This window comes from Collinsella sp. TF07-1, assembly GCF_003437235.1.
In the GTDB taxonomy this organism is placed as follows: domain Bacteria; phylum Actinomycetota; class Coriobacteriia; order Coriobacteriales; family Coriobacteriaceae; genus Collinsella.
Genome location: NZ_QSRV01000014.1, coordinates 1 through 24,714 on the forward strand (window position 1 = coordinate 1; position 24,714 = coordinate 24,714).

Consider the following 24,714-nt stretch of genomic DNA (forward strand, 5'->3'; position numbering starts at 1 on the left):
CCTTTCCGTTGCTCCGCAGGAGCAGGAAAGACGGGCCTCATGCGCGAGGACGTTTTCAAAACCAAGCCCGGCCCCGGCCGGAGGGACCACGAGCGCTACAGGTTCTTGACACCCATCGCGCGCATGGCGTTCAGGATGGCGATGATCGCCACGCCTACGTCGCCAAAGACGGCAAGCCACATATTGGCGATACCCAGCGCTGCCAGCACAAGGATCAGCAGCTTAATGCCCAGCGCAAAGATTATGTTCTGCCAAACAATCGACATGGTCTTGCGCGCCACGCGGATCGCGCGGGAAATGTTGGACGGCTTGTCGTCCATCAGCACCACGTCGGCGGCCTCGATCGCGGCGTCGGAGCCCATGGCGCCCATGGCAATGCCCACATCGGCGCGCGTAAGCACAGGCGCGTCGTTGATACCGTCGCCGACAAAGGCGAGCTTGCCCTTGCCACTTTCGGCCGCGAGTAGTGCCTCAACGCGCTCGACCTTGTCGCCCGGCAGGAGCTGCGCGTGGAACTCGTCGAGACCGAGTTGCTTGGCCACAGACGCTGCAACCTCCTCGCGGTCGCCCGTGAGCATGACGGTGCGGTTGATACCGGCGGCATGCAGGTCGCGAATCGTTTGCTCCGCATCGGCCTTAACGGTGTCTGCAATCACGATGTGGCCGGCGTACACGCCGTCAACGAGCACGTGGAGGATCGTGCCGACAACCTCGCAGTCCGGTGCTTCAACGCCGGCCGCGCCGAGCATCTTGGCGTTGCCAACGACGACGTGCTTGCCGTCGATGGTTGCCGTCACGCCGTGGCCCGCGTCGTTGGCGGAGTCGCTCACGCGCTTGGGGTCGACCTCGCCCTGGTAGGCGTCGCGCACGGACTGCGCGATGGGGTGATCGGAGAACGACTCAGCAAGGGCTACGACTTCGAGCAGCGACTGCTCGGTATAGCCAGCCTCGGGGTGCACCGCGACGACTGAGAACGTGCCGTTGGTGAGGGTGCCCGTTTTGTCGAAGACGATGGTGTCCACGTCGGCGAGCGTCTCGAGGTAGTTGGAGCCCTTGATGAGAACGCCCAGCTTGGACGCGCCGCCGATGCCGCCAAAGAAACTCAACGGTACGCTGATCACGAGGGCGCACGGGCAGCTGACGACCAGGAAGGTCAGGCCGCGCAGGATCCAATCGGACCAAGCGCCAGTCACCAGGCCGCCGCCAAGCGCGAGCACCGCGGCAGCGCCAGTGACGGCGGGGGTGTAGACGCGGGCAAAGCGCGTGATGAAGTTCTCGGTGCGCGCCTTCTTTTCGCTGGCATTCTCCACGAGCTCCAGAACACGCGCGACGGTTGACTCGCCAAAGGGCTTGGTGGTGCGCACGTGGATGAGGCCCGTCATGTTGATGCAACCGCTGATGATATCGTCGCCGGTCTTGGCCGGGCGGGGGACCGACTCGCCCGTGAGTGCGGCGGTGTCGAGCTGGGTTTCGCCCTCGACGATGACGCCGTCGATAGGCACGCGCTCGCCGGGCTTGACCACGATCACGGTGCCGACGGCGATGTCATCGGGAAAGACCTGTTCGAGTGTGCCGTCGGCTTGCTCGACGTTAGCGTAGTCGGGCGCGATGTTCATCATGGCACTGATCGACTTGCGGCTCTTGCCCACGGCGTATGCCTGGAACAACTCGCCGACCTGGTAGAACAGCATGACAGCGGCACCTTCGGCCATGTGCGGGTCGGTGTCGGGGAAGAGCACCATGGCAAACGCGCCGATGGTCGCGACGGCCATGAGGAAGCTCTCGTCGAAGGCCTTGCCGCGGCGGATGTTATTGAATGCCTTTTGCAGTACGTCGTAGCCGGCAATCAAAAACGGCACGAGGAACAGCACAAAGCTGGCGTAGATGTTGCCGGGCTCCCCAAATGCGATAGTGAGGGCGCCGAGCTCGTCGAGGGCATAAACAACGGCAAAAATGCCCAGTGCTACCAGGATGCGGTTGCGCTTATGCTCAAGGGACTCTTTCTTCTTGCGCTTCTTCTTTTTCTTTTTGGGATCGGCGGCTGTCATGATTCAAACCTCTCATTTGAGTTTATGAACACTCGCTCATATAATTTCGCGAGCAAAGGCCGCGGCAAGCGCGGCCTCGCAGGTCAACGTATGCGCGGGTTAGAGAATGATCTCGCAGTCCGGCTCGGCGTCGGCGGTGAACTCAACGACGCGGTCCAGGACCTCGTCGAACTTGGCGTCGTCGGCCTCGAGCGTCAGCTTCTGGGTCATAAAGTTGACCGAAACGGACTTGACGCCCTCGAGCTTGGCAAGTTCGTCCTGAAGCTCGCGCGCGCAGTTGGCGCAATCGATCTCGTCGAGCTTGAACTGCTTTTTCATGGTGGGTTCCTTTCCCTGTGTTAGCGGTCTGGGTGCCGGCCGCGCTGATACCGTGGTTGATTGCTATTCGCAGATATGGCTCATGCCCTGGTTAAGCATGGTGTAGACGTGATCGTCGGCGAGCGAGTAGAGAATGTTGCGGCCGTCGCGGCGGAACTTGACCAGGTGCGACTGCTTAAGCGTGCGCAGCTGGTGCGATACTGCCGACTGCGAGGTTGCGGTCGCTTCGGCGATGTCAGCCACGCAGAGCTCGCGGCCCATGAGGGCATAGAGGATCTTGATGCGTGTGGTGTCGCTGAAGACCTTGAACAGGTCGGCCAGGTCGTACAACAGCTCCTCGTCGGGAAGGTCCTCGGGCGAGCAGGTGGTGGGGACGATCAGCTCGGTGGCCTCGATGCCAGTCTTTGTTTCATCAGCGTGGCTGCTCATTGCAACATCCTTTCATATGAACATGCGCTCATATAACTTACTTCCGATTATATGAGCGCATGTTCATATGTCAATACTATTTACGTTAATTTCGATGACTGCTTGCCGCCTCTGCGATTTTCTGCGGGTTGGGAGACATCGACGCAATGCTCGCCAACATATTTCGAGATGTTCGGCCAGCATGCTAAGAAAGCCACCTTGAGAAGCATTAGAACTGTTCATATTTGTACTTTATCGTGTTAAATACCGCGAGAATCAGTTCTTCCTCTACGGGAGTTCCTGCAGAATCAGTTTTATCTAAAGTTATATTGAGCATTGCTGCAGCCAATCTGGCACATCGGTGGCCGAATAAGTCGAAAAATGTAGGTGGACATCCGCAGAGATCGCCTTTAGAAGAGCGAATTCTCAATTAGATCAATAATCGTGTCGTCTTCCGTGCGGTTTTCATCGATTTTTGCGAACATGTCGCATTCCCAAGGCCCATTGATTTCCTCAGCAAGGGCCCCGACGTGTTGCATGTCGTCGGGTTCTGGCACATCGTTGATGCTCGGGTCATCAGCTTGCGGATATTGGCTTGCAATTTCGCGCTTGGCGGCCTCTTCTTCTTTGAGTGTCTCCAGGACGCGGCGACCGTATTCGAAGTAGCGCCGCAAGACAAATTGACGAAGAGTTTCTTGCAGGATGGCGAAGTTATCCGGGAGTCGACCGGGCCATATCTTCTCGCGAATGCGAATCGCTTCCATGACCCGCCTAAAAGCGGACTGCTTGAAAAACGAATGACGACTAACTGTGATAACGGCATATCCCATGTTTCGCAGCGTGTTTCGGCGTTCCTCGTCAATTGATTGCTGTTCGGGCTCGTCGTGGTAAAAGCCGTTGTATTCGATATCGGTCATCGAATTTTCGAGCAGCGCGTCGAGGTAGAAAACCGTCCGTCGCGTTAGGGCGGCGTATCTTTTGGGGACTGGGATCGGATAGTCCGTTTTGATAGCGCGTATGGCTAAGCCACCCATTGACTTGGGCATTGTCAGCATCATGACAAACGCCGTTTCGAGTGGGGAGCGACAGCCTTCGCGTACATAAGAAAGTGCCTTAAGTGCTTTATTAGATCCACGATACCCCGATGCCTCTGAAAAGAAGGCTCTGAGCTCTTCAACGCTGGTTAGGGCTGGGCGCTCGCGATATTGAGTTTCGTCGGACGTTCCAAGCGCGTAGGAGCCGCAGATTTCAAAGTAATACTCAACGAGCTCCGAAAGGTTGAGGTCGGCTGTTGCTTCTAACGCGCACAGCTTGATGTCGACGATGTAGACGTTCGGCTCGAGTTCTAGGTAGCTTTCTGCATCAAACGTATAGCGCGTGCAGTGGCAGATGCAGCCCTTGCGGTGCCTTTTGGCATTATTGGAAAACGTCAGCACATGGATGCTTTCAGAATCGACATTCTTTCTGTTGAGCCATGCTCGCGCCGCTTCCAGGTTGGACGTGGTCGGCGCAGACACCTTGATCTTTTCCATAGATATGGGATCGGTCGCGTGGCTTGCGAGCGAGTTGACTGTTTGGTATACAGCGCGTGCCGTGGTATGTGACAGAACGATTCCCATACGCGCATGATGGCATAGCGGACGCCATATACGCTCGAAACTTCGGGCAACGGTATTGGGGCGCGGCTTATCTTCTGCGAACGGTGGGTTTTTGAGCTGTCGTATTGAGGGGGGCAGCTTCGGCTGGGGAGGTTTCTGTCGGCTGCCCCATTTTGGTGAACTTTAGTTGCGGATTCGTAGCTTCTAAGCGTTTTTGCCGACCGCTCAGATGCCTCACCAACATAATTTGAGTTATTCGGCCTTATCCTATACGAATGGTGCGATCGCAACGTCCTATTCGAATTGATTCAGGTAGATTTATAGGGCTTGGTTGCGAAATTGGGGCGACTATAGCGCTCGATTGCGGTTCAAGGGGCCTTGACTAGTGGTTCAGCTGGCCGAACAACTCGAAAAATGTAGGTGGGCCAACCTGCCGACTATGTGAAGCACGCGTATTTGCTCGTTTTGATGAAAACTAGGGTGCAGCCATAAGGCTGCGCCCTAGTTTACTGCGTGCCGGTGTGCCCAGACGGATTGCGCTGTGCCTGGCAGGCGCTCCCGCAGATGGATCGGTTATTTCGCGAATAGGTTCTTGAGGTTGAACTCGGCTTGGACGGTGCGGAGCATGAGGTCGGTGTCGTCCAAGCCCAGGTGCTGCTCGTTGGCGTCGGCGGCGAGGGTTCCACGGCGGCGCGCCCAGTTCTCGAGCGCGGCTGGGGCGGACTCGCGGGGGAGCGAGCGCACGTCGGCGTCCAGGCTGCGGCAGATCTGGCGCGAGTCGATGACGATGATCTTGCCGGCGCGGCGTGCCTCGGCGTAGCCGTCCAGGTGGATCTTGAACCAGCTGTCCTCAAAGGCGGCGTTGTGTGCCATGTACGGGTACTTCTTCATAAGCTTGAGCAGCTGCTTTTGCAGCTCTTTGTTCTCGCGGAACGGCTTTTTGCCGTCGATGTCGTCCCAGGTGATGTGGTGGATATTCGACAGCGGCACATCTTCGCCGCGGTAGATGTCGGGCAGGCCGCAGTAGTGTGCCTCGGCGTCATGCGGGACGGCGTCGCTGGTGAGCTCCATGATCTCCCAGCCCACGTTGATGATATAGCCGCGCTCGGGTGCACGGCCGGTGGTCTCGATGTCGATACCGAGCACGGTGCCCTGGATGGGCTTGCGGGCGTAGGCCACGCCGAGCGCGTCGCGGTCGCCGCGGATTTCGCGCATAACGGACGCGGCGGTGCGCTTTTGCATCTTGCCGATGGCGGCGCAGGTGTCGGCATCGGACAGGCCGCGCGAGAGCGTCGCGGGCGTCACGTTGCGCAGACGCGCCTCGCCAATCTGGTCGCACAGGTCGCGGTTGCGGTCGGCCAGGTCGCGCACGGTGGCAAAGTCGAAGCCGGGGTCGCCCTCGGCGGTAAAGTACTCGGTCTCGAGCACCTTGAGGGCCTCCTCGCCCTTCTGGCGCTCGGACTCCATGGCGCCGTGGTCGCCGTAGATAAACATGGGGATAAACGGCTGGCGCTCGTATTCGAGTGCTTGCGATACGTTCATATGCTACTCCTTGGACGGGCCGCGTTGTGCGGCTCGAGGTTACTGAGTTATGGCGAGATGATAGTTTACCATAGGCAACTATTGGCACCGCGCCCGGGACAACTACAATACCCTAGTTGACCGCTAGGACTTTTACAATGCTGCCGAAAGACACGAAAGGTTCCATCCGTCATGGATTTACTGATTGATATTCTGCTCGACGCCGGCAAGGACACGCTGTCGCTGGTGCCGTTTTTGTTGGTGACGTATCTTGCTCTCGAGACACTTGAGCACGTTGCGGGCGACCGCGTCAACGGCGCTATCAAGCGCGCCGGCGCTGCGGGTCCCGTGGTTGGCTCGCTGCTGGGCATGGTGCCGCAGTGCGGATTTTCGGCCATGGCAGCAACGCTGTACGCCGGCCGTGTCGTGACCTTGGGCACGTTGGTGGCGGTGTTCCTTTCGACCTCCGATGAGATGCTGCCGCTGTTGCTTGCCGAGCAGGTTCCCGTGCAGACTATGGCGATGCTTTTGGCTTCGAAAGCGCTGATCGCACTGGTCACGGGTTTTATCGTGGACGCTGCCATTCGCGGCCTGCGCCGTAACGCCCGCGCGCACGCGGCGATTCGCCGTACCGTGCTGGGAACCGCGGCCAACCCGGCCCACGTGAACTGCGCGCACGACGACCACAGCGGCGGTGACATCATCGACGAGGTGGCCGAGGCAGGCGTGAGCGCCGACCACATCCACGAGCTGTGCGAGCGCGACCATTGCGGTTGTGATGAAGACGAGGACGAGCACGAACACGGACATGGCCACGATCACGGTCATGAGGGCGAACATGAACACCATGATGGTCACGGTCACTCTCACTCCCACGAAGGGACGCCTGTCCTGTCGATCATCCGCAGTGCGATCTCGCACACCGTGCAGGTCTCGGTATTCATTTTTCTGGTGACGCTGATTCTGGTCGCCGTGCTCGAGACGTTCGGCGAGTCCGCGATCGAGCAGTTCCTGCGCGGCAACGAGACACTCGCTGTCCTGGGTTCGGCGCTTGTCGGGCTGATTCCCAATTGCTCGGCGAGCGTGGTCATTACACAGCTGTATCTGGAAGGCGCGCTGCAACTGGCGCCGATGCTCGCCGGCACGCTCATTTCCGCCGGCGTGGGTTATCTGGTGCTGTTCCGCACCAACCGCAGCGCCCGCGAAAATGCCGTGTTCCTGATCATGATGTACGTCATCGGCGCTGGCTGGGGCCTCATCCTCTCCGCCGTTGGCCTCTAAGTGGGCCTAAAAAATGGGCTTCAAATAGCCATGCTCAGCGCCTGCGCAATGCGGCGACGCATGGCATTTTGAAGCCCGTTTTTTGTTGAGCCATGGATTCCGAGCGCTCACACCGCTCAAAACAAAAAGGTAGATTTCCGGACATGTCCCAAAAATCTACCTTGGTTAGCGCAGCAGCTCGGTGAGGTTGCGTTTAAAGCGGGCGCGGTCTTCGCTGGTAAATGCCGCCGGCCCGCGAGTGCGTCCGCCGGCGCGGCGCACCTTCTTTTCCTCGTGGCGAATAAACAGCTGCATGTCGATGGTTGCTTTGTCGTAGACGCGCCCGCGCACACCGATAGCGGCGGCATCGCGCCCGAGCACCATGCTCGCCAAGCCAATGTCCTGCGTCACGACCACGTCGCCCGCCTGCAGGCGTTCGACAATGGCAAAGTCGGCGCTGTCGGCGCCCACGCTCACGTCGAGCGTCGTGACCCAAAAGCCGCGTCGCGCGTGCTCGGCATCGCGCGGGTCGTCGCGGCGAATGTGCCGTTCCAGGTTTTGCGTGCTGTTGCCGGCGATAACAACGGCGACGCCCGCCCGCCGCGCGCAGTCAATCGACTCGCGCGTGACCGGGCAGGCGTCGGCATCAATAAAGAGCGTTCGCGGCATCTAGTGCACCAGTTTGCCAAATTGAATAGCGCGAACAATCAGCGTTACGCCAAACACCAGCAGCGCGGCGCCGCTAAAGATGACGAGCATCTTGGCCGACCACAGCGGATAGATAAACACGAACATGCCGGCGATGATGGAAAGTGCGCCGCTCAGGATGGCGAGGGCGCGGTTGGACGAAAGCTCGGACTCCAGAATGGACATGACACCTTCGACAATCCAGCCAAAGCCGGCCACGATAACCACCATCGTGGTGAGCGTCGCGGTCGAGTAGGCCTGGTTGCGCAGGATTATGACGCCGCCCAGAATGATGAGCAGGTTGGAGATGATGCTCGTAACGCGCCAGCCGGTGGGCAGCAGCGGCTCGAAAACAGCGGTAAACAGCCTGATCGCGGCCGTGATCACAAAGTAGATGCCCAAGACGGTCGTCAGGAAGACGAGGGATTTGGCGGGCGCAAACAGCAGTGCGATGCCGGCGACGAGCGCCAAGACGCCCGTGATGGCGTAAATCCAGCGCACGGCCTTGACGGCCTTGCCTGCCATGCTTTTCTCGTCAAATCCAAACTGGCTCGATTTTTGGTCATCGTTCTTAAAGATGCCCATAATGTCTCCTTTCCGTGCGGCGTAAGCCTTGATCGTTACAACCAGTAACGCTTAAAGGCGCTAGCGTATGGGTCGGGGAGGGCGAAACGTAACCCAAAGGTCCCGAATTGTTTCCGTTGTTCCCCACGTCGCGATTTTCTATTCAACAGGTGTAGAACATTGCAGCCCTGTTCGTTATTGCCCACGTTTTAGGTTAGATTTTCCTAAGGACAATTGGCTTGTATTGGGGGTCCCTATGAACGAAGCAGTTCCCGAGGCACCGTCGAGTGTCGAATCGATGGCAAAGCAAGGTTGCGAAAAGCTCGGTCTGGAAGCGTTTGATGCGCTGGTCCGTCGTGCCCGTACGTGCCGTCGCTTTGACGAGTCCATGCGCGTGCCGCGCGAGTTTTTGCTTGAGCTGGCGGAACTGGCGCACCTGGCTCCCTGCGGCGCCAATGCTCAGCGTCTGCGTTTTCATGTGGTGAGCGGTGCCGAGGACTGCGCGCGCGTATTTGATGAGCTTGCATGGGCCGGCGCGCTTAAGGACTGGCCGGGTCCTGCCGAGGGCGAGCGCCCGACCGGCTATATCGCGATTTTGGCCGAGCGCGCCGTTCCGGGCAAGCCTGCCGCTCCCATTACCGAGGTCGACACGGGCATTGCCGCGCAGACGATGATGCTCGCCGCCCGCAGCGCCACGCCCGAGGTGTCAGCCTGCATGTTCAAGGCCTTTACGCCCCGCGCGATCGATGCCATGGGGCTCGATAACGACAAGTATGAGCTCAAGCTGATCATGGCGTTTGGCGTTCCGGCCGAGACACAGGTGATCGATGCGATCGATTCCAATCCCGACGGCTCCATCAATTATTGGCGCGACGAGGCGCGGGTGCACCACGTACCCAAGCGTTCGCTCGCCGACGTGCTGGTGTAGTTGAGTGTCACCGCGGTGTGATCCGGCGGTAAACCACCACAAAGGTACCCGTCCCCTTTGTGGTGGTACGAGGGGAGGGTGTGTGGCAGATCTGTATTTGGTGCGGCATGGGCAGACTGAGCTCAATGTGCAGAGCATTTTGCAGGGCTGGCACGATTCGCCGCTTACGGCGCGCGGGCGCGAGCAGGCGCTGACGGCGCGTACGGCGTTTGCGGCGCGTGGCGTGGCCTTTGATCATGTGTATTCCTCGCCGTTAGGCCGGGCGCGGCATACGGCCGAGCTTATCGTTGGCGAGGGCCGTTCCATTGAGCTGGTCGATGACCTGCGTGAGTGGCATTTTGGCTCGCTGGAGGGCACATCAAATCGCGAGATGCCGCCGCAGCCCTGGGGCGATTATCCTGTTGCCTTTGGCGGCGAGTCGGAAGTGCAGCTTCAGTCGCGCATGGTCGCGGCGCTGTCCCGTATTATGGCCAGGCCGCAGCACGACTGCGTGCTGGCGGTTTCCCATGGCTCAGCCTGCCAGGAGTTTCTTGAGTATGTGACTGGCGGGGGAGAGCTGCCCGACAACGGTGCCGTGCTTCATTTTGGCTATTGCGACGGGGCGTTTTCGCTTTTGGGTTGGTAACGAACGAAAGGACCCCTATGAATAAAGATCTGTATCTGGTCCGTCATGGACAGACGATATTCAACCTTAAGCGTATCATTCAGGGGTGGAGTGATTCGCCGCTTACGCAGTTGGGTTGCGACCAGGCGGCGCGCGCCGGCATGTTTTTACGTGCGCGCGGCATTGAGCCCGATCATGCCTACACCTCCACGCTTCATCGCACCGAGCAGACTATCGCCAACTTGTGGCCGGGCTTGGCGTACGAGCGCCTGGACGGCCTGCGTGAGTGGTTCTTTGGCGACTTTGAGGCCGAGCGCGTGATGCTCATGCCCGAGCGCCCGTGGCGCGATTTCTATCGTCAATTTGGCGGCGAGGGCCAGATCCAGGTGCGCACGCGCATGGTGGCGACGCTGACCGATCTTATGCAGCGTCCGGACCATACGTGCGTGCTCGCGGTAAGTCATGGCTCAGCTATCAAGGAGTTTTTGGACCACGTGCGGGGCGCGGCGGCCGACGAGCGCGAACGCGTGCCGGGCAACTGCTCAGTGCTGCATTTTGCGTTTGACGATGCGGCCGATACGTTTGAACTGGTCGAAGTCTTTACGCAGGAAGACTACGCGCGCGAGCTGGGGCTAGAGCCGCTCGTGGCGGCGGCAGGTCCGCAGCGTGGATGACGCTGACGTTGCGGCCCGGTTTACCGGCGTAATTGTTTGATGCGAAAAGGGCGGAGGTGCATGCGTTTGCTGCATCTCCGCCCCTTGTTTGTTTGGATGCTGGGTTTTCCAGCTTAGCGTTTGAGTTCGCTAGAACCGTGAGACCTGGTGAGTGAGCAGACCCGTCGGAACCTGCGGCGCGCTGCCGCTGACCTGCGCGGCGGGGAACAGCACGGCTACAGCAAAGTTGAACGGCTCTTTGCCAGAGTAGGCGCCGGCAGCGCGGGCCTCGTCGGCCAGAATCTGCGATGCCCCAGCCAGTGCGGCGACATAGGCGGAGTCACCGGCGAACACCGGGTCGGGCGCCTGATCGAGCATGGCACGGATGGCGGCAACGGCGTCCTCGCGCTTGACCTCCCACACGCGATGTGTGACGCCCGCGGGATCGGTGACGGCGTAGAGCGATGCGCCCTCTTTGGCAGCGCTCAAAATGATATCCATGACGGGCGACGCCTCGTAGGCGAGCGACACGGGGCGCGGCTGCACCTTGAGCTCGGCGATCGCGCGCGCGGTGGCGAGTGCGTCGATGCTCTCGGCGGCAGCCTCGTCGCCGCCCGTCAGCACGTTAACCGGGCAAATCGCCACGACACCCGTCACGCGTCCCGGCTCACCCGAGCATTCGTACACGTAATACGCCGCGCCTGGATCCTTGAGCATCAGACCATCGGCAATGGCTCCGCGCAGAGCATCGTTGCCGCTCAGGATGCTGCCCATTGCAGGCAGTGCCTCGAGCACGCGGTCCTGAGCCGGGCGGATGCAGGGAAACGGAAGTGCTTTCATGGGGCGGTCCTAACGCACGAGTCGGTTTGTTCGCGGCTTATTATGCCCCAACTTGGCCGCTCGCGTCCCAGAGCACGTTATCGGCGAGCGCGATTAGCACCTGCTGACAACGAACGATGTCGGCGTGGGGCACATATTCGTTGGGCTTGTGCGCGAGCGCGAGCGACCCGGGACCGTAGCTCATGCAATTGCGGTTACCTGTCTTGCCGGCAATGACGGCGGTGTCGGTGTAGCCGGTAAAGAAGCCGACGGTCGTGTCCGCGTCCGTCACGTCATCGGCGGCACGCTTGAGCGCTGCTAGAAGGGGAGAGTTCGGGTCGCGCTCGATGGCGGGGCGGTCGCCCGTCACGGTGTAGCTGCCATGGCAACCGGGAACGGCGGCTTCGGCGACGGCGATGGCATGCTCGACCATATTGATTGCGGCGGCCGTATCGGTCGGCGGGGTCAGGCGCATGTCGACCCAGACCTTGGCGTGGTCGGGCACGACATAGGGGCGATAGCCGCCCTCGATCTGTCCAAATGTGACGGTCGAAGGCCCCAGGTCATCATGTACGGGCAGCGCCGCGAACGCACGGCGCAGCGCACAGACGACCTCGGCCATGGCGGCGACGGCGTCGGCGCCCTTCCACGGCTGGCTCGCATGCGCTGTGACGCCGGCCATGTCGATCTCGAACCACGTGCGCCCCTTGTGCGCCACCTGAATCTGTCCGTCGGTGGGCTCGGTATCCAGCACCCATTCGCGCGAGCCGACCCAGTCGGCGTCGATGGCCGCCTCGGAGCCGCGCATAAAGTCCTCCTCGTCAACCGAGCAAATGAGCGAAAAGCCGCGGTGGGGAAGTGCGCCCTTCGCCGCAATACGCTCAAACGTGTGAATAAGTGCGGCAATGGCGCAGGCCAGACCGCCCTTCATGTCGCAGGCGCCGCGGCCATAGAGCTTGTCGTCCCGCACGGTCGCCCCGAGCGGCGGTATGTCTGCGTCCCAGCCATCTCCCAGGGTGACGGTATCCATGTGGCAGATGTAGACGAGCCGCGCCTCGTCGCTCGCGTCCGGCACGGTAATCATAAGGTTGCGGCGCCCGGGGAGCACTTCGAGCTCCTCAATCCGCACAGCATCGAGCGCAGGACTATCAAGCTGCGCTAGCTGCTGCTCAATGAGCCTCTTAATGAAGTGCTCAATCTCGCCCTCATATGCGCCGGGGTCTGAGCTGTCAATCTTTACAAGGTCCTGCGCAAGCCGCCAGGCAAAGTCCTCATCAACCATATGCAACCTCACAATCAGTTTGCTTTCCAAACCGATTGTAAGCCTCCCGAGAGATTCACGACGTGCAAGTAGCAGTATTTACCGTTCGCAGGCCGAGCCATCGCGTTTGTCGTCTGGGCGGGCTCACAAACGACGTACTGGGTACGTACTCTTCATGGACGACATGCTGTGCGACATATCAGCCTTTAGGTATTACCGGATACCTCCACAGGTTTTGGCAATAATGCCGGACCTGCCCGATTCTGCGGACGATCCGCGCAGGGAGCACCTATGTGAGCATCCGCTCGTCACGCATTTCCTGGGCACCCCGTTACACGTGTTGGCGCAGGGCAGCTGCGGACGTAAGGGCGATCGCATTGTCAGGCATGTTTGGAACGGGGAGAGGCCGTTTGATTCCGTGCGGCAGACGGAGTTTGGCTTCGATGTTGCGTCCCCACTCTTTACCCTGCTGACCCTGGCTTCCTCGGTCTCAAACGAGCGTCTAATCATGTGCATGTATGAGATGTGCGGCACCTTTGCCGTGTGCAAGATTGCGCCTCAGGTAAAGTCGGCACTTGAGCAGGCATATGGGAGCCGATGGAGTGACGCACGGTCGGGCCGGGAAAACGTAAAGGATGTCTCGGGGAATCCAACGGACTTGTGGAAACGACCTCCCTTGATCGAGCTCTCTGAGCTTACAGAGTTCGTCGATAAGGTCCGGGGGCTCCGCGGCGCTAAATCGTTCATACGAGCCGCGAAATGCATTACGGGGGTGGCAGCATCGCCGCTCGAGGTCCAGGCTTCGATGCTGTTTGGTCTTACGAGGTTGCGCGGCGGCGAAGGGCTGCGCCTTACCAATAACGTTGAGATTCGTATGACGCGCAGCGCCCGTCTGATTTCGGGGCTTGATAGGCGCTATGCCGATATCCTGCTGGCAAATAAGGACGGCAGCCGAGAGTGTCTGGTTGAATGCCAGGGTAAAGCCATTCACGGATCCATTGAATCCAAGATTTCGGACTCCGATCGAACGACGGCCTTGCAAGCCATGGGATATCCCGTCGTTCTGATGACCTATGGTCAGCTGGCCGACTTCGATGCCTTCCGCGTGGTGATGGAGCTCATCATGTCCTATCTCGATGTGCCGCTGAAAGACAAGACGCCGCGACAGCAGGAGCTCGAACGGCGGCTTCGTGAGGAGATTTTTATCGATTGGGCGGGAATGTAGTCGCGCGGTGGGTAAACGGTAGCGCGAGCTAGAGTTCTGGTCGCAAAAAGGCTTCAATTTTGCCTTGGAGGGACCCTAAAAATGCTATCTAGAATAAGTTGTTTCGGAAAATAGACAGTCAACTTACATTCGGCACATAGAGACCGATTTTTACCTACTAAAGTCCCTGATAAAGCTGTTTATCAAAGCGGGTGTGCTTAGCGACTGGAGCCTCACTATCGATTATCTGAAAAAACTTGTTCTGGGTATCATTTTAAAGTCGTCCGGAGCAACAAAATCGCCCCCCCGTTTCGTGAATACGGGGGGGCGAATGGGCTTCGTGGTCTGTCTGGCAGGCTTGGCACCGGCGCTATTTAATCACGCGCACGCGATACATCGACGGAATCTGCTTGAGCGCCTCGATCGTGCTGCCGTCCAGGTGCTCATCGGTGTCGAACATGGTGTAGGCGTTCTCGCCAGCGGACTCGTTGGTCATGCGCTGCACATTGGCGTTGTCCTTGGCGAGAATGGCCGTGATCTGGCCGATCATGTTGGGCACGTTGGCATGCAGGCAGGCAATACGGCTTGCGGCGCGCGCCTTGCCCATGCTGCAGGCGGGGTAGTTGACGCTGTGCGCGATGTTGCCGTTTTCCAGGTAATCCTTGAGCTCGCTGATGGCCATGTCGGCGCAGTTGGCCTCGGCCTCGCCGGTGCCGGCGCCCGAATGCGTGGTGATAAACGTATTGGGCATCTTGACGGTCTTGGGCGTGGCAAAGTCGCAGCTAAACCAGCTGAGCTTGCCCTCGCGCAGGGCGGCGTCGACGGCGTCTTCGTCAATGATGGTCTCGCGCGCGTAGTTGATGAGCACGGCGTCGGGCGCTAGCAGGTTAATCTGCTCGGTGCTGATCATACCGATGGTGTCGGCCTTGCTGGGCACGTGCACGGTGAGGTAGTCGCAGCCGCGGCACAGATCCTCGAGCGTGCCCACGCGCTGCACCTCGCGGCTCAGCACCCACGCGTGCTCGACGGAAATGAACGGGTCGTAGCCGTAGACGTCCATGCCCAGATCGACACAGGCGTTGGCGACCTTGGAGCCCACGTTGCCCAGGCCGATGACGCCAATGCGCTTGCCCTTGAGCTCGCGACCCACAAAGGCCTTCTTGGCCTTCTCGGCGTCGACTTGGATATCGGGGTCGTCGGCGTTGTCGCGCACCCAGTTCATCGACTGCACCACGCCGCGGCTCGAAAGCACCAGCATGCCCAGGACGAGCTCCTTGACGGCGTTGCTGTTGGCGCCGGGGGAGTTAAAGACAACGACGCCCTTCTTGGCGTACTCCTCGACGGGAATGTTGTTGACGCCGGCGCCGCAGCGGGCGATGGCGCGAATGCCCTCGGGCAGCTCGTAGCCGTGCAGGTCGGTCGAGCGCATCAGGATGGCGTCGGCCTCCTCGGCGGTGCTTACAAACTCGTAGCCCTCGCCAAACTCGACTTTGCCGTCTTTAGTGATGTCGTCGATGGTCTTAATCTTACGCATGGAAAAACTCCTTAGCAGGTTTTGATCTAAGCAGGGTGGTTTGAAGTGGCTGGTCGGCCCGCGCGTTGCGGGCTAGTTAGATCGCGGGCTCAAACTATGCTGCGCTTCGAAGTCTTTCATGTACGAGGCCAGTGCCCGCACGTCTTCCATGGTTACGGCGTTGTAGACGCTGGCGCGCATGCCGCCCACCAGGCGATGGCCCTTGACGTTTTGAATCTGGTGCTCGGCCGCGCCTGCGACAAAGGCGGCGTCGAGGTCGGCATCGCCGGTACGGAAGGTGACGTTGGCGATGGAGCGGCTGTCGGCCTGTGTGGTGCCATGGAACAGCACGCTGTGCTCGAGCAGGTTATAGAGCAGGTTGGCCTTGGCCCAGTTGCGTTCGGCCATGGCGGCAAGTCCACCGGTCTGCTCAACCCAACGGAACACCTTGCCGCACACGTAGATACCAAAGGTGTTGGGCGTGTTGAGCATGGAGCCCTTGGCGGCCTGGGTCTTAAGGTCCATGTACTGCGGCGTCTGCGCAAAGGCTGGACCGTCGGCGATCAGGTCGTCGCGCACGATAACCACGGTGACGCCCGCGGCGCCGGCGTTTTTCTGAGCGCCGGCGTAGATGAGTCCGTAGCGCTCGACGTCGAGCGGCTGCGACAAAAAGCAGCTCGAGACATCGGCGACCAGCGGTACGTCGCCGAAGTTAGGCAGCTCGTGGTACATGGTGCCAAAGATGGTGTTGTTCTGGCAGATGTAGACGTAGTCGAGCCCGCCGCCCGCGGCCTCGGCGGCAATGCGCGCGTTGATGTCGGCCATGGCGGGAATGCGGTCGAAATTGGCGTCCTCGGAGCTCGCGAGCAGCACGGCCTCGCCGTACTTGGCGGCTTCCTTGTACGCCTTGTTGGCGAAGTTGCCGGTCACGACGTAGCCGGCGCGGCCGCGGCGCATGAGGTTCATCGGGATGCCCGCAAACTGCAGCGTGGCGCCGCCCTGCAAAAACAGAACACGGTAGTTATCGGGGATGCTCAGCAGGCGGCGCAGGGTTGCCTCGGCGTCGTCGATGATCTGCTGGTACATGCTAGATCGATGGCTCATCTCGAGCACGGACATGCCGCAACTGCGGTAGTCCATCATCTCGTCGGCGATCTCGGCGAGCACGCTTGTAGGCAGTGCGGCCGGGCCAGCTGAGAAGTTGTGCACACGTGCCATCTTCTAGTTCCCCTCGTAGTCGTTTGAACGTTCGGGATACTTTAGCACAGTGCAGCGCCGGGTGCGACCGCATCACGGTAAAACTCGAGTGCGCCGCTATGATTTACAGGATGGTTACATGGGGGAGGGTTGCCTCGAGGCTCACATACGATCCGCCTCGGCCTTCATTCTATGTTGAGTGTAGCGGAGGGCGGGGACAGATTCACAAGCGCGGTTGTCTGGCAAGTGTGATTTGGGGCAACCTCGTCAAAGCTTCTGAGCTGCGAAAATAACCGTTAACCGGATTTAATTTTGTTGCTCAACATTTGACACTCTGGGCGTGGTAACTTTTTTACCAACAGGTATGATTATTGTCATGTGCGCCGCGCCTGCCTGCCGGGCCGCGGCGCATTCGTGACAGCCTCTGACACCCTTGGAGCGTGCACTGTGGATGTAACCGCAAAAAGCGTTCGGGGGGGGGGGTGCTCACCCGCGAGCAATTCCTCCCGCATGAGATGCGCATCGTCGCTGGCCTGCGTACGCAGGGCGTAAGCGACGAGCAGGTCATTGTACGCGTAAAGAGCGAAAACCTCTTTCAATATCCCACGGAGCGCATGGTCGCCAACCGCGCAACCGTGTGCCTTCGCCGCCTCGACGCCATGGTGCCCACGGACGCCGCATGCGCCGCGCGCGGCATCGACCCCAAAACCGCCGTCGAGGCTGCGTTATCCCTAACCGGCCTCATGGCATCCGGTACTCCCACGCAGGCGGACCAGGCCATCTTTTACAGCATGATCTGCCGCTACGATATCGTGCGCGAGTTCGTGCTCGTCGAGGTGGGGGAGCGCCTGCAAAACTTCGACTATGCCTTCACGGCGGCTGACCTCAACGCCTTTATGACGCGCTTTACCACGGAGTATCCGGACGCGGCCCGCTGGACCGAGGCCACGGTCAAGCGCATTAAGGGCTCGATTCGCCAGACGCTCCGCCATGCCGGCCTTATCGGCGAGGGTATGGGCCCGGAGTCTGAGCGCCTGTCACCACTCTTCCTCGATTCCGATGTCGAGCGAGCCTTGGTTCAGCTGGGTGAGCAGCCGCTTATCGCGGCCCTTACCGGTAGGGAGGTGATGTAGCGTGGTTCCCGCCAACAGCGCCGTCGACCCCGCAATCACCCCGGCGACGGACATCACCACCAATATCGGCATCCATTCCCGCCAGAGCGTCGTGGCGGCGCATGCCCGCTCCGAGCGAGCCCGCCAGGAATTTGAGCGCCGCGCTCAACTCCTGCGCGAGTGCCTGTGCAGCGAGGACTTTTTGGCCAACAGGGGCATAGGCAATGAGATCGGCTTCCACACCTTTTGTTATGACCCCGCGCTGGAGTTTGAGGCGCGTGCATTATTTGACGCCCTTTCACGCGATGCCGAGGCCGACAAGCTTCCGTGCACGCTCAAGGTCGTGAACCTCTACGACGCCGTGCTGGCAATCCTTAAAGATCTTGATGTCCTTGAGCCTATGCAAGAGCAAGAAGGTGATTTTGGATTAGAAACTGTGTTCGATGATGTGGTGGATTATTGCCAGCCGGATGCTGTCTCCGACCTGATTTTGGATTTGACTCAACCTCGCGAGTCGGGCGATGTGATTTTGCTTGTAGGGGTTGGCGAAGTCTATCCCTTTTTGCGAGTTCACAACCTGTTTGATTCTATGCAGTCTGACTTCCATGATGTGCCGGTTATCGCGGCTTATCCCGGTAGCTTTAATGGCTCGTCTGTCACCTTGTTTAACAGGCTTGCAGCAGAGAACTATTACCGCGCGATCGATATCTCATAAGTCGACCTCGACCCCTGCGTTGTTGGCTGTCGTTCTCCAAATTTAAGGAGCTTAAAATGGATAAAACAATTGTCCGTAATCTCTTTTCGAAAGATATCAACCGTTCCATTAACGGGGTTGTTGTCGTTGACGATAAGAAAGACGAGTCAATCAGGCAAGAGCTTAGCGAGTACGTGGTGACACGTGAGCTGCAGGGGCATTTTGCTACTCTTTTCAATGCTTATAGCGCTTCTTTAGATTCACCGACCAATAAGATGGGCGTGTGGGTCAGCGGTTTCTACGGATCCGGTAAATCGCATTTCCTTAAAATTGCGAGCTATTTGCTTGGGAACCTCAACGTTGATGGCAAGCGCGCTATTTCCTATTTTGACGGCAAGATTGCCGATCCCATGGTGTTTGCTTCAATGGAGCGCGCCTGTTCCATTCCTACGCAGACTCTTCTCTTTAATATCGACAGCAAGGCGGGCTCATGGAAGGGTGATAAGTCATCCGTTGCTGTTCTTTATGGATTTGAGCGTGTGTTTTACGAGGCCCGAGGTTTTTACGGCATTAAACCTAAGCTCGCTCAGCTTGAGGAGTACATTGACGAAATTGGCAAGACTCAAGAGTTTCGCGATGAATTCGAGCGTTTAACGGGCAAATCATGGGTCGATAATCGTAAAACCTACAGGTATAACAAATCTTTTCGCGGGCTTCTTAAAGATACTTTGGGCATGAGCGACGATGAAATCAAAGCTTGGATTACTAGCCCTGATGACGAGCTTCTTCAACCCGATGAGTTCGCCCAAAAGGTTAAAGAATACGTTGATGCTCAAGCAGCCGCCAATGGTGGCGATTTTCGCCTTGTTTTCATGGTTGATGAGGTTGGACAGTTTATTGCTAACGACAACGGCTCGGATCGCTTGCTAAGTCTTCAGACGGTGGTCGAGGAGTTGGGATCGGTTTGCGGCGGCCGCGTTTGGGTAATGGTTTCGAGTCAAGAGGACATTTACAATCTCGGTCTTCCGGGCGGGATTGATACGGGCAAGTTCTCCAAGATTTTAGGTCGTTTCGACACCCGCCTTTCGCTCTCCAGCTCCAGCGTGGACGAGGTCATCCAGCGCCGTGTGCTCGAGAAGACCGCGCCGGCGGCCGATATGCTTGCACAGGTCTACGAGCAAGACGCCGCCGTGCTCAAAAACAACTTTACCTTTGAGGGTGGCTCGCGCTCCGACCTTGCCGGCTACGCTAACTCCAAGGATTTTGTGGCAAGCTACCCGTTTGTGGGCTACCAGTTTAAGCTCCTGCCCGACGTGATGACCGAGGTACGCAAGCACGGTGTCAAGGCCAAGCACATGTCCACGGGCGAGCGCTCCATGCTGAGCGCCTTCCAGGAGAGCGCTCAGACCATCCAACTTGAGCAGACCGGTGCGCTCGTGCCGTTCTGGCGCTTCTTCGACACCATCTCCAAAGATCTTGAGCATGGCATTATCCAGGTGGTCGACCGCGCGATCCGTGCGGCCGAGGACGCAAAGGGCCTTGAGCCCTATGACGTGCGGGTGCTCAAGCTCCTGTACCTGATTCGTTACATCGGCTACGTCAAGGCCACGGTCGAGAACATCTCCATTCTTATGATCGACGGCCTCGATGTGGATAAGCGTGTCCTCAAGGACCGCGTCAAGGAGTCCCTTGCCCGCCTGGAGCGCGAGAACTACGTGGCGCGCCAGGGCGATACCTATAGCTTCCTCACCGACGAGGAGCAGGAGATTACGCAGGAAATCGCGCGCACCCCGATTGACAACGCGCAAGTGATCGAGTCCATCAAGAAGCGCCTGTTCGACAGCATCTACAACGCGCGCAAGCTCAACCGCGGGGCCAACGACTTCCCGTTTGACCGCTATGTGGACGGCTCAATCCACGGTGGCAGCATGGGCGGCATGGAGCTTTACGTGGCGACTATGGCGAGCGACCTGGGCCGTGCGGACGATACCGAGCTGGCCTTGGCTTCTTCGGGCAAAGCCGTCGTGGCCCTGAGCGATGAGGCGGATTACTGGGAGACGCTCGTCAACGCCGCCAAGATCCGCAAGTACGCCAAGACACGCAACCTTCAGGAGCTCCGGCCGAGTACGCGCCAGATCGTTGAGTCCAAGATGCGCGAGGCGGCCCATAGCGAGAAAGAGGCCGACGCCCTTCTGACCGAGGCCGTGCTCCATGCGCGTTGCGCCGTCAACGGCCGCATGGTCGAGGTGCGTGCAGCCAAGCCTGCCCAGGTCTTTGAGCAGGTGCTGGCACAGCTGTGCGATGTGGTCTTTGAAAAGGCCGACTACATCGGTGCGCCGGTCACGAGTGATTCCGATATCCGCTCCACGCTGGCGGGCAACGTCCAGACGGGGCTCGATGGCATGGATGCGGGCAACACGCGTGCGCTCAAAGAGGTCGAGGACTTCCTCAAAGTGCAGCATCAGCGCCATCTGGATACCACTATGGGCGATATCCAGCGCCAGTACCAGCAAAGGCCCTTTGGCTGGCGCGAGGTCGACATCGCCAATGTGGTGGCGCAACTTGTGGGGGAGCAGCGCGCGCAGGTGCTGTTTGGCGGCCAGACGGTCCAAGCTAACGACAGCCGCATGGTGGCACTCCTGCGCAAGGATGCCGATAAGGCCCAAGTGCGCCTTCGCGTGCGCATGAGCGACCGTTTGCTGCGCGCCACGGGCGAGCTTATGCGCGACCTATTTGACCTCAAGACCGTACCCTCCAACGAGGATAAGCTTGTGGCCGAGCTCAAGGAGCATCTTGAGGGGTTGCGCGAGACGTGCCTTGCTATGGCGCGCGACTACTACACGGGCATCAAACCGGCCTACCCGTATCCCGGCGAGGCTGAGTGCGAGAAGATGCGCTCGGAGGTGGCCGACGTCCTTAAGGATCAGAACGAGGCCGAGGCGTTCTTGACCACGTTCACCAAGCACGAGGACCGCCTGTTCGACGCCAAGGAAGACTATGACAGGGTGGCTGAGTTTTTCGATTCCAACCAGCGCGCAACGTTTGATCACGCCAAGGAATTCTTGAGTCGCACGGAGGGCATTGAGTATGCCTCCGACGACATTCCCGGCGCGGTGGAGAATGTGGCAAAGGTGTGCGAGATCCTCAAAGATCCCAAGCCCTACAGCCGCATTAAAGACCTGCAACCGCTGATGGCCCCCGTCGAGGAATACATTAAAAAGCTCCTGGGCATGCGCCGCAACGAGTTCTTGCATCGCATCGAGAACGACCTGCAGGACCTGCAGAAGCAGGCCGAGAGCCAAGATGGTTTTGTCAAGCAGGCCAAGGATGCCATAGCAGACGCCGGCACCAAGTATGAGTCGTTCAAGAACCGCACCCACGGCGTCCAGAGCCTCAACGAGCTTAACGCCCTCGCGGCAAACTGGGAAAGCTGGACCATCACGGCGGCCAACAAGATATACGACGCCGTGGACGCCGCACGCGAGCGTATGGAAAACGAGCGCCGTTCCACCGAGGTCACCAGCACGGGTGAAGTGGTCAAAAAGATCACCAACAAGGGCACCGCTACGCCAAGTCACGGTTCCGTTCCCGTGCCCGTGCCCAAGCCCCAGCGCAAGGTCAAGACCGTGCGTCGCGCCGACCTGGCCAAGCCGAGCCGCCTCACAACCGCAGAGGACGTGGATCGCTACGTGGACGACCTGCGCGCCCGCCTTATGCAGGCGCTTGCATCAAACGACGAGATCCGCATTAACTAACCCGCTCAGCCGCCGGCGCCCAAGCATGCGCCGGTGGCTTATGGCGTTTTGAAAGGTACGGGAACCATGAACGATTCCGCTCTCAAGAACTTCTGCACGTGGGCCCGCGTGGAACTTATTAACGGCGTGGAGGCGCAGATGGTGCGCTACGGCATCACTGAGCCTACGCTCGCGCCCGCTGGGTCCGAGACCGTCAACGGCCAGCCTCTGAGTCCGCTCGAAGTTGAGCAGCGCGACGAGCTGCTGCGCCTACAGGCCGCAGAGGGGCACGACGCCCTGCGCGACCGTGCGGCCTACACCTGGTTCAACCGCATCGTGGCCATTCGCTTCATGGACGCACGCGGATGGCTTCCCGGCCGTATGCGCATGCTGAGCCGCGCGGACGGCAGCCATGGCAGCGAGGCCGTGGAGAACGCACTGGACGTGGAGATGGCGACGGCCGATACCGATCGCATAGCCGAGCTCAAGATGGCGGGCTTGGATGAACCGCTGTGGCGCTATCTTTTTGTGGCTCAGTGCGAGGAACTTGCCGATTGCCTGCCAGGCGTCTTTGAACGCGTGGGCGGTGCCATGGAGCTGCTGTTGCCCCAGGGCCTCATGATGGCCGACGGCGTAGTGGGCAAGCTCAACGCCGTTATCACTGACGAGCGCTGGCGCGAGGGCGTGACCGTTCTGGGCTGGATGTATCAGTACTACAACGCTGACGTAAAAGACGAGTTCTTCAAGTCAAAGCGCAAGGCAGCGGCGGCGGACATCGCGCCCGCCACGCAGCTCTTCACCCCTGAGTGGATTGTGCGCTATATGGTCGAGAACTCGCTCGGCCGTCTGTGGATGCTCAATAACCCGGGGAGTTCGCTGCGCGAGTGCATGGATTATTACATCGAGCCCGATGCTGAGCACGAGGACTTCATACGCATCTCGAGCCCCGAGGAGATAACTCTCTGTGACCCCGCATGCGGCTCGGGCCATATCCTGGTCTATGCGTTCGAATTGCTCTTCCATATGTACGAGGAGCGCGGCTATCGTGAGCGCGAAATTCCCGAGCTTATTCTTACTAAAAACCTTGCGGGCATGGAAATCGATCCCCGCGCGGCGCAGATCGCGGAGCTGGCGCTTGCCATGTGCGCCCGCGAGCACGATCGTCGCTTCTTTAGGCGTGGCGTTGGCGCCGACGTTACCGTGCTCTCGAGCATTCCGCTGGGGGAGGACGAGCTGCCGGGTAACAAGAAGCTCGCCGAGGAGTTGAGTCATTTGGGCGAGATTGGCTCGCTGCTCAATCCTTCAGAGGCCGAGATTGACGAGCTCAAAGCTGCCGCCGCGAGCTGTTCCGACGACCTTTTTGCCTCTGCGACCAAAACTAAGCTCGAAGGCGCCGCCGCCATCTGCGAGAAGCTGTCCCGTCGTTTTACCTGCACCGTGGCTAATCCTCCGTATATGGGCAGCAGCAGCTTTAACCCCTTCATGAGCAAATGGGTCAAGAAGAACTACTCTGACGTGAAGAGCGACCTGTTCTCTTCGTTCATCGTGCGCATTATGGACTTTGCCAACGAGCACGGCGAAGTTGGAATGATGACTCCGTTCGTTTGGATGTTCATCGGTAGCTACGAGAAGCTTCGAAATAGGCTTATTGATGACAAGACCCTAACCACGCTCATTCAGCTCGAGTATTCTGGCTTTGCAGGGGCAACCGTGCCTATCTGCACATTTACCTATCACAATTCGCATATCGATGGCTATAAGGGCGGATACGTTCGTCTTGCCGATTTTACTGGTCCCACGGTTCAGGCTCCCAAGGCGCTGGAGGCCATCCAAAACCCCGACTGCGGCTGGTTCTACCGCCGCGACGCCGAAACCTTCAAGAAGATCCCCGGCACTCCCATAGCCTACTGGCTTGGACAAGGGGCGCGTCTTTCGTTCAAGGAAGGAACGCCATTGTCTGTGATCAGCTCACTAGCGCAGGGGCTAAAGTGCGGCGATACCGATCTTTTCGTTCGATGCTGGTTCGAGTGTTCGAATCGGGACGTCCTAGGCGTTACGGGAGATCCATCTCGAGCGAAGTGGCACTTTATGCTTGATGGGGGCGACTACAGAAAGTGGTCAGGAAATCAGATAGATGTTGTTAATTGGCTGGATGATGGGCATGAGATTAAGACTAATAGGGACAAAAATGGAAAAGCAAAAGCCCGTGTCCAAAATGAACGTTTTTACCATAAAAACGGCGTGTTAACCTGGTCAGCGCTTACAAGTGGTCCGATTAGTGTTCGAAATTGTTCGGACAATTCTATTTGTGGCGGAGCGGGCTATTACATTGTTCCGGTTAAGCAGGAAGACAGGCTATTCATTCTTGGCCTGCTTAATAGCTCTACAGCGCAATATATTAAGCTGGCGTTGAGCCAGACTTTTAATAATGAAGTTGGAGACCTTAAACGCATCCCTGTCCACGGGATAGATTCTTCTAATGAGGAAGTTTTGAAATTGGTTCAGGAATCACTCCATGCATCCGAACTTGACTGGGACTCGTTTGAAACCTCCTGGGATTTCAAACGCAACCCCTTGGTTTAGGTGAGATT

General features: G+C 59.0%; 20 protein-coding genes. 9 read left to right on the forward strand and 11 right to left on the reverse strand.

Translation table 11 applies throughout. The annotated features are described in order from the left end of the window. Positions 1 to 95 precede the first annotated feature (95 nt). The 5 genes from DXC67_RS06460 to DXC67_RS06480 all read right to left on the reverse strand — a co-directional run bounded on the left by DXC67_RS06460 (position 96) and on the right by DXC67_RS06480 (position 5,914). Positions 96 to 2,048 (reverse strand): heavy metal translocating P-type ATPase, encoded by a 1,953-nt coding sequence (locus DXC67_RS06460; RefSeq protein WP_199410653.1) that lies wholly within the window; start codon positions 2,046 to 2,048, stop codon positions 96 to 98. A gap of 99 nt (positions 2,049 to 2,147) precedes the next feature. Beyond that, positions 2,148 to 2,366 carry a cation transporter gene (locus DXC67_RS06465; RefSeq protein WP_089572082.1) on the reverse strand — a complete coding sequence of 73 codons (219 nt, stop codon included), beginning with the start codon at positions 2,364 to 2,366 and terminating at the stop codon, positions 2,148 to 2,150. A gap of 63 nt (positions 2,367 to 2,429) precedes the next feature. Further along, entirely contained in the window at positions 2,430 to 2,795 is a 366-nt protein-coding gene (locus tag DXC67_RS06470; RefSeq protein ID WP_117637779.1) for a helix-turn-helix transcriptional regulator, read from the reverse strand. A gap of 389 nt (positions 2,796 to 3,184) precedes the next feature. Then, positions 3,185 to 4,306 carry a hypothetical protein gene (locus DXC67_RS06475; RefSeq protein WP_118094647.1) on the reverse strand — a complete coding sequence of 374 codons (1,122 nt, stop codon included), beginning with the start codon at positions 4,304 to 4,306 and terminating at the stop codon, positions 3,185 to 3,187. 639 nt (positions 4,307 to 4,945) lie between these two features. After that, complete coding sequence (locus tag DXC67_RS06480) at positions 4,946 to 5,914, reverse strand: DNA polymerase III subunit epsilon (RefSeq protein ID WP_089572078.1); 969 nt, start codon at positions 5,912 to 5,914, stop codon at positions 4,946 to 4,948. Positions 5,915 to 6,085: 171 nt separating this feature from the next. Between DXC67_RS06480 and DXC67_RS06485 the strand changes: the two genes are divergently transcribed. Beyond that, positions 6,086 to 7,174 carry a putative manganese transporter gene (locus DXC67_RS06485; protein ID WP_055252059.1) on the forward strand — a complete coding sequence of 363 codons (1,089 nt, stop codon included), beginning with the start codon at positions 6,086 to 6,088 and terminating at the stop codon, positions 7,172 to 7,174. Between the two features lie 165 nt (positions 7,175 to 7,339). Here the strand turns inward: DXC67_RS06485 and DXC67_RS06490 are convergent, their stop codons facing one another. Then, positions 7,340 to 7,822 carry a DUF188 domain-containing protein gene (locus tag DXC67_RS06490; protein WP_006235439.1) on the reverse strand — a complete coding sequence of 161 codons (483 nt, stop codon included), beginning with the start codon at positions 7,820 to 7,822 and terminating at the stop codon, positions 7,340 to 7,342. Continuing rightward, on the reverse strand, positions 7,823 to 8,425 hold the full coding sequence (locus tag DXC67_RS06495; protein WP_117637781.1) for an HdeD family acid-resistance protein: 603 nt from the start codon (positions 8,423 to 8,425) through the stop codon (positions 7,823 to 7,825). It abuts the gene before it with no gap. Positions 8,426 to 8,660: 235 nt separating this feature from the next. Here DXC67_RS06495 and DXC67_RS06500 point away from each other — a divergent pair, with 235 nt between their 5' ends. The 3 genes from DXC67_RS06500 (at position 8,661) to DXC67_RS06510 (ending at position 10,610) form a co-directional block, all read left to right on the forward strand. Then, a complete protein-coding gene (locus DXC67_RS06500) occupies positions 8,661 to 9,332 on the forward strand; it encodes a nitroreductase family protein (protein ID WP_199410655.1) in 672 nt (223 codons plus the stop codon). 82 nt (positions 9,333 to 9,414) lie between these two features. After that, positions 9,415 to 9,957 carry a histidine phosphatase family protein gene (locus DXC67_RS06505; protein ID WP_055252053.1) on the forward strand — a complete coding sequence of 181 codons (543 nt, stop codon included), beginning with the start codon at positions 9,415 to 9,417 and terminating at the stop codon, positions 9,955 to 9,957. A 17-nt stretch (positions 9,958 to 9,974) separates the two neighbouring features. Then, positions 9,975 to 10,610, forward strand: coding sequence for a histidine phosphatase family protein (locus tag DXC67_RS06510; RefSeq protein WP_117563979.1), 636 nt, complete (start codon positions 9,975 to 9,977; stop codon positions 10,608 to 10,610). 129 nt (positions 10,611 to 10,739) lie between these two features. On the opposite strand, the gene DXC67_RS06515 is transcribed toward DXC67_RS06510, so the two are convergent. Together DXC67_RS06515 and DXC67_RS06520 are read right to left on the reverse strand one after the other, a co-directional pair. Next, a complete protein-coding gene (locus tag DXC67_RS06515; protein WP_117637782.1) occupies positions 10,740 to 11,429 on the reverse strand; it encodes a DUF1015 family protein in 690 nt (229 codons plus the stop codon). A 40-nt stretch (positions 11,430 to 11,469) separates the two neighbouring features. Next, on the reverse strand, positions 11,470 to 12,690 hold the full coding sequence (locus DXC67_RS06520) for a M20 family metallopeptidase (RefSeq protein WP_117637783.1): 1,221 nt from the start codon (positions 12,688 to 12,690) through the stop codon (positions 11,470 to 11,472). Between the two features lie 154 nt (positions 12,691 to 12,844). Between DXC67_RS06520 and DXC67_RS10640 the strand changes: the two genes are divergently transcribed. After that, positions 12,845 to 13,894 (forward strand): hypothetical protein, encoded by a 1,050-nt coding sequence (locus DXC67_RS10640; RefSeq protein ID WP_147327759.1) that lies wholly within the window; start codon positions 12,845 to 12,847, stop codon positions 13,892 to 13,894. A gap of 349 nt (positions 13,895 to 14,243) precedes the next feature. Here the strand turns inward: DXC67_RS10640 and DXC67_RS06530 are convergent, their stop codons facing one another. Next, positions 14,244 to 15,407 carry a phosphoglycerate dehydrogenase gene (locus DXC67_RS06530; RefSeq protein ID WP_117637785.1) on the reverse strand — a complete coding sequence of 388 codons (1,164 nt, stop codon included), beginning with the start codon at positions 15,405 to 15,407 and terminating at the stop codon, positions 14,244 to 14,246. A gap of 72 nt (positions 15,408 to 15,479) precedes the next feature. Beyond that, on the reverse strand, positions 15,480 to 16,604 hold the full coding sequence (gene serC, locus DXC67_RS06535; RefSeq protein ID WP_117637786.1) for a 3-phosphoserine/phosphohydroxythreonine transaminase: 1,125 nt from the start codon (positions 16,602 to 16,604) through the stop codon (positions 15,480 to 15,482). A 461-nt stretch (positions 16,605 to 17,065) separates the two neighbouring features. Here serC and DXC67_RS06540 point away from each other — a divergent pair, with 461 nt between their 5' ends. The 4 genes from DXC67_RS06540 (at position 17,066) to pglX (ending at position 24,706) form a co-directional block, all read left to right on the forward strand. After that, positions 17,066 to 17,716 (forward strand): DUF1819 family protein, encoded by a 651-nt coding sequence (locus DXC67_RS06540; protein WP_117637787.1) that lies wholly within the window; start codon positions 17,066 to 17,068, stop codon positions 17,714 to 17,716. 1 nt (position 17,717) lies between these two features. Next, entirely contained in the window at positions 17,718 to 18,410 is a 693-nt protein-coding gene (locus DXC67_RS06545; protein WP_117637788.1) for a DUF1788 domain-containing protein, read from the forward strand. A gap of 56 nt (positions 18,411 to 18,466) precedes the next feature. Next, positions 18,467 to 22,144: a BREX system P-loop protein BrxC gene (gene brxC / locus DXC67_RS06550; protein WP_117637789.1), complete on the forward strand. Its 3,678-nt coding sequence runs from the start codon at positions 18,467 to 18,469 to the stop codon at positions 22,142 to 22,144. 66 nt (positions 22,145 to 22,210) lie between these two features. Continuing rightward, positions 22,211 to 24,706 carry a BREX-1 system adenine-specific DNA-methyltransferase PglX gene (pglX, locus tag DXC67_RS06555; RefSeq protein ID WP_117637790.1) on the forward strand — a complete coding sequence of 832 codons (2,496 nt, stop codon included), beginning with the start codon at positions 22,211 to 22,213 and terminating at the stop codon, positions 24,704 to 24,706. Positions 24,707 to 24,714: the final 8 nt, after the last annotated feature.

What these genes read in the sequence shown, in the direction of transcription:
- DXC67_RS10640 (WP_147327759.1), top strand. Translation starts at nt 12,845, where the DNA reads ATGGACGACATGCTGTGCGACATATCAGCCTTTAGGTATTACCGGATA.
- DXC67_RS06480 (WP_089572078.1), bottom strand. Translation starts at nt 5,914, where the DNA reads ATGAACGTATCGCAAGCACTCGAATACGAGCGCCAGCCGTTTATCCCC.
- DXC67_RS06500 (WP_199410655.1), top strand. Translation starts at nt 8,661, where the DNA reads ATGAACGAAGCAGTTCCCGAGGCACCGTCGAGTGTCGAATCGATGGCA.
- DXC67_RS06510 (WP_117563979.1), top strand. Translation starts at nt 9,975, where the DNA reads ATGAATAAAGATCTGTATCTGGTCCGTCATGGACAGACGATATTCAAC.
- brxC (WP_117637789.1), top strand. Translation starts at nt 18,467, where the DNA reads ATGGATAAAACAATTGTCCGTAATCTCTTTTCGAAAGATATCAACCGT.
- serC (WP_117637786.1), bottom strand. Translation starts at nt 16,604, where the DNA reads ATGGCACGTGTGCACAACTTCTCAGCTGGCCCGGCCGCACTGCCTACA.
- DXC67_RS06495 (WP_117637781.1), bottom strand. Translation starts at nt 8,425, where the DNA reads ATGGGCATCTTTAAGAACGATGACCAAAAATCGAGCCAGTTTGGATTT.
- DXC67_RS06530 (WP_117637785.1), bottom strand. Translation starts at nt 15,407, where the DNA reads ATGCGTAAGATTAAGACCATCGACGACATCACTAAAGACGGCAAAGTC.
- DXC67_RS06515 (WP_117637782.1), bottom strand. Translation starts at nt 11,429, where the DNA reads ATGAAAGCACTTCCGTTTCCCTGCATCCGCCCGGCTCAGGACCGCGTG.
- DXC67_RS06490 (WP_006235439.1), bottom strand. Translation starts at nt 7,822, where the DNA reads ATGCCGCGAACGCTCTTTATTGATGCCGACGCCTGCCCGGTCACGCGC.
- pglX (WP_117637790.1), top strand. Translation starts at nt 22,211, where the DNA reads ATGAACGATTCCGCTCTCAAGAACTTCTGCACGTGGGCCCGCGTGGAA.
- DXC67_RS06460 (WP_199410653.1), bottom strand. Translation starts at nt 2,048, where the DNA reads ATGACAGCCGCCGATCCCAAAAAGAAAAAGAAGAAGCGCAAGAAGAAA.
- DXC67_RS06520 (WP_117637783.1), bottom strand. Translation starts at nt 12,690, where the DNA reads ATGGTTGATGAGGACTTTGCCTGGCGGCTTGCGCAGGACCTTGTAAAG.
- DXC67_RS06475 (WP_118094647.1), bottom strand. Translation starts at nt 4,306, where the DNA reads ATGGAAAAGATCAAGGTGTCTGCGCCGACCACGTCCAACCTGGAAGCG.
- DXC67_RS06485 (WP_055252059.1), top strand. Translation starts at nt 6,086, where the DNA reads ATGGATTTACTGATTGATATTCTGCTCGACGCCGGCAAGGACACGCTG.
- DXC67_RS06470 (WP_117637779.1), bottom strand. Translation starts at nt 2,795, where the DNA reads ATGAGCAGCCACGCTGATGAAACAAAGACTGGCATCGAGGCCACCGAG.
- DXC67_RS06465 (WP_089572082.1), bottom strand. Translation starts at nt 2,366, where the DNA reads ATGAAAAAGCAGTTCAAGCTCGACGAGATCGATTGCGCCAACTGCGCG.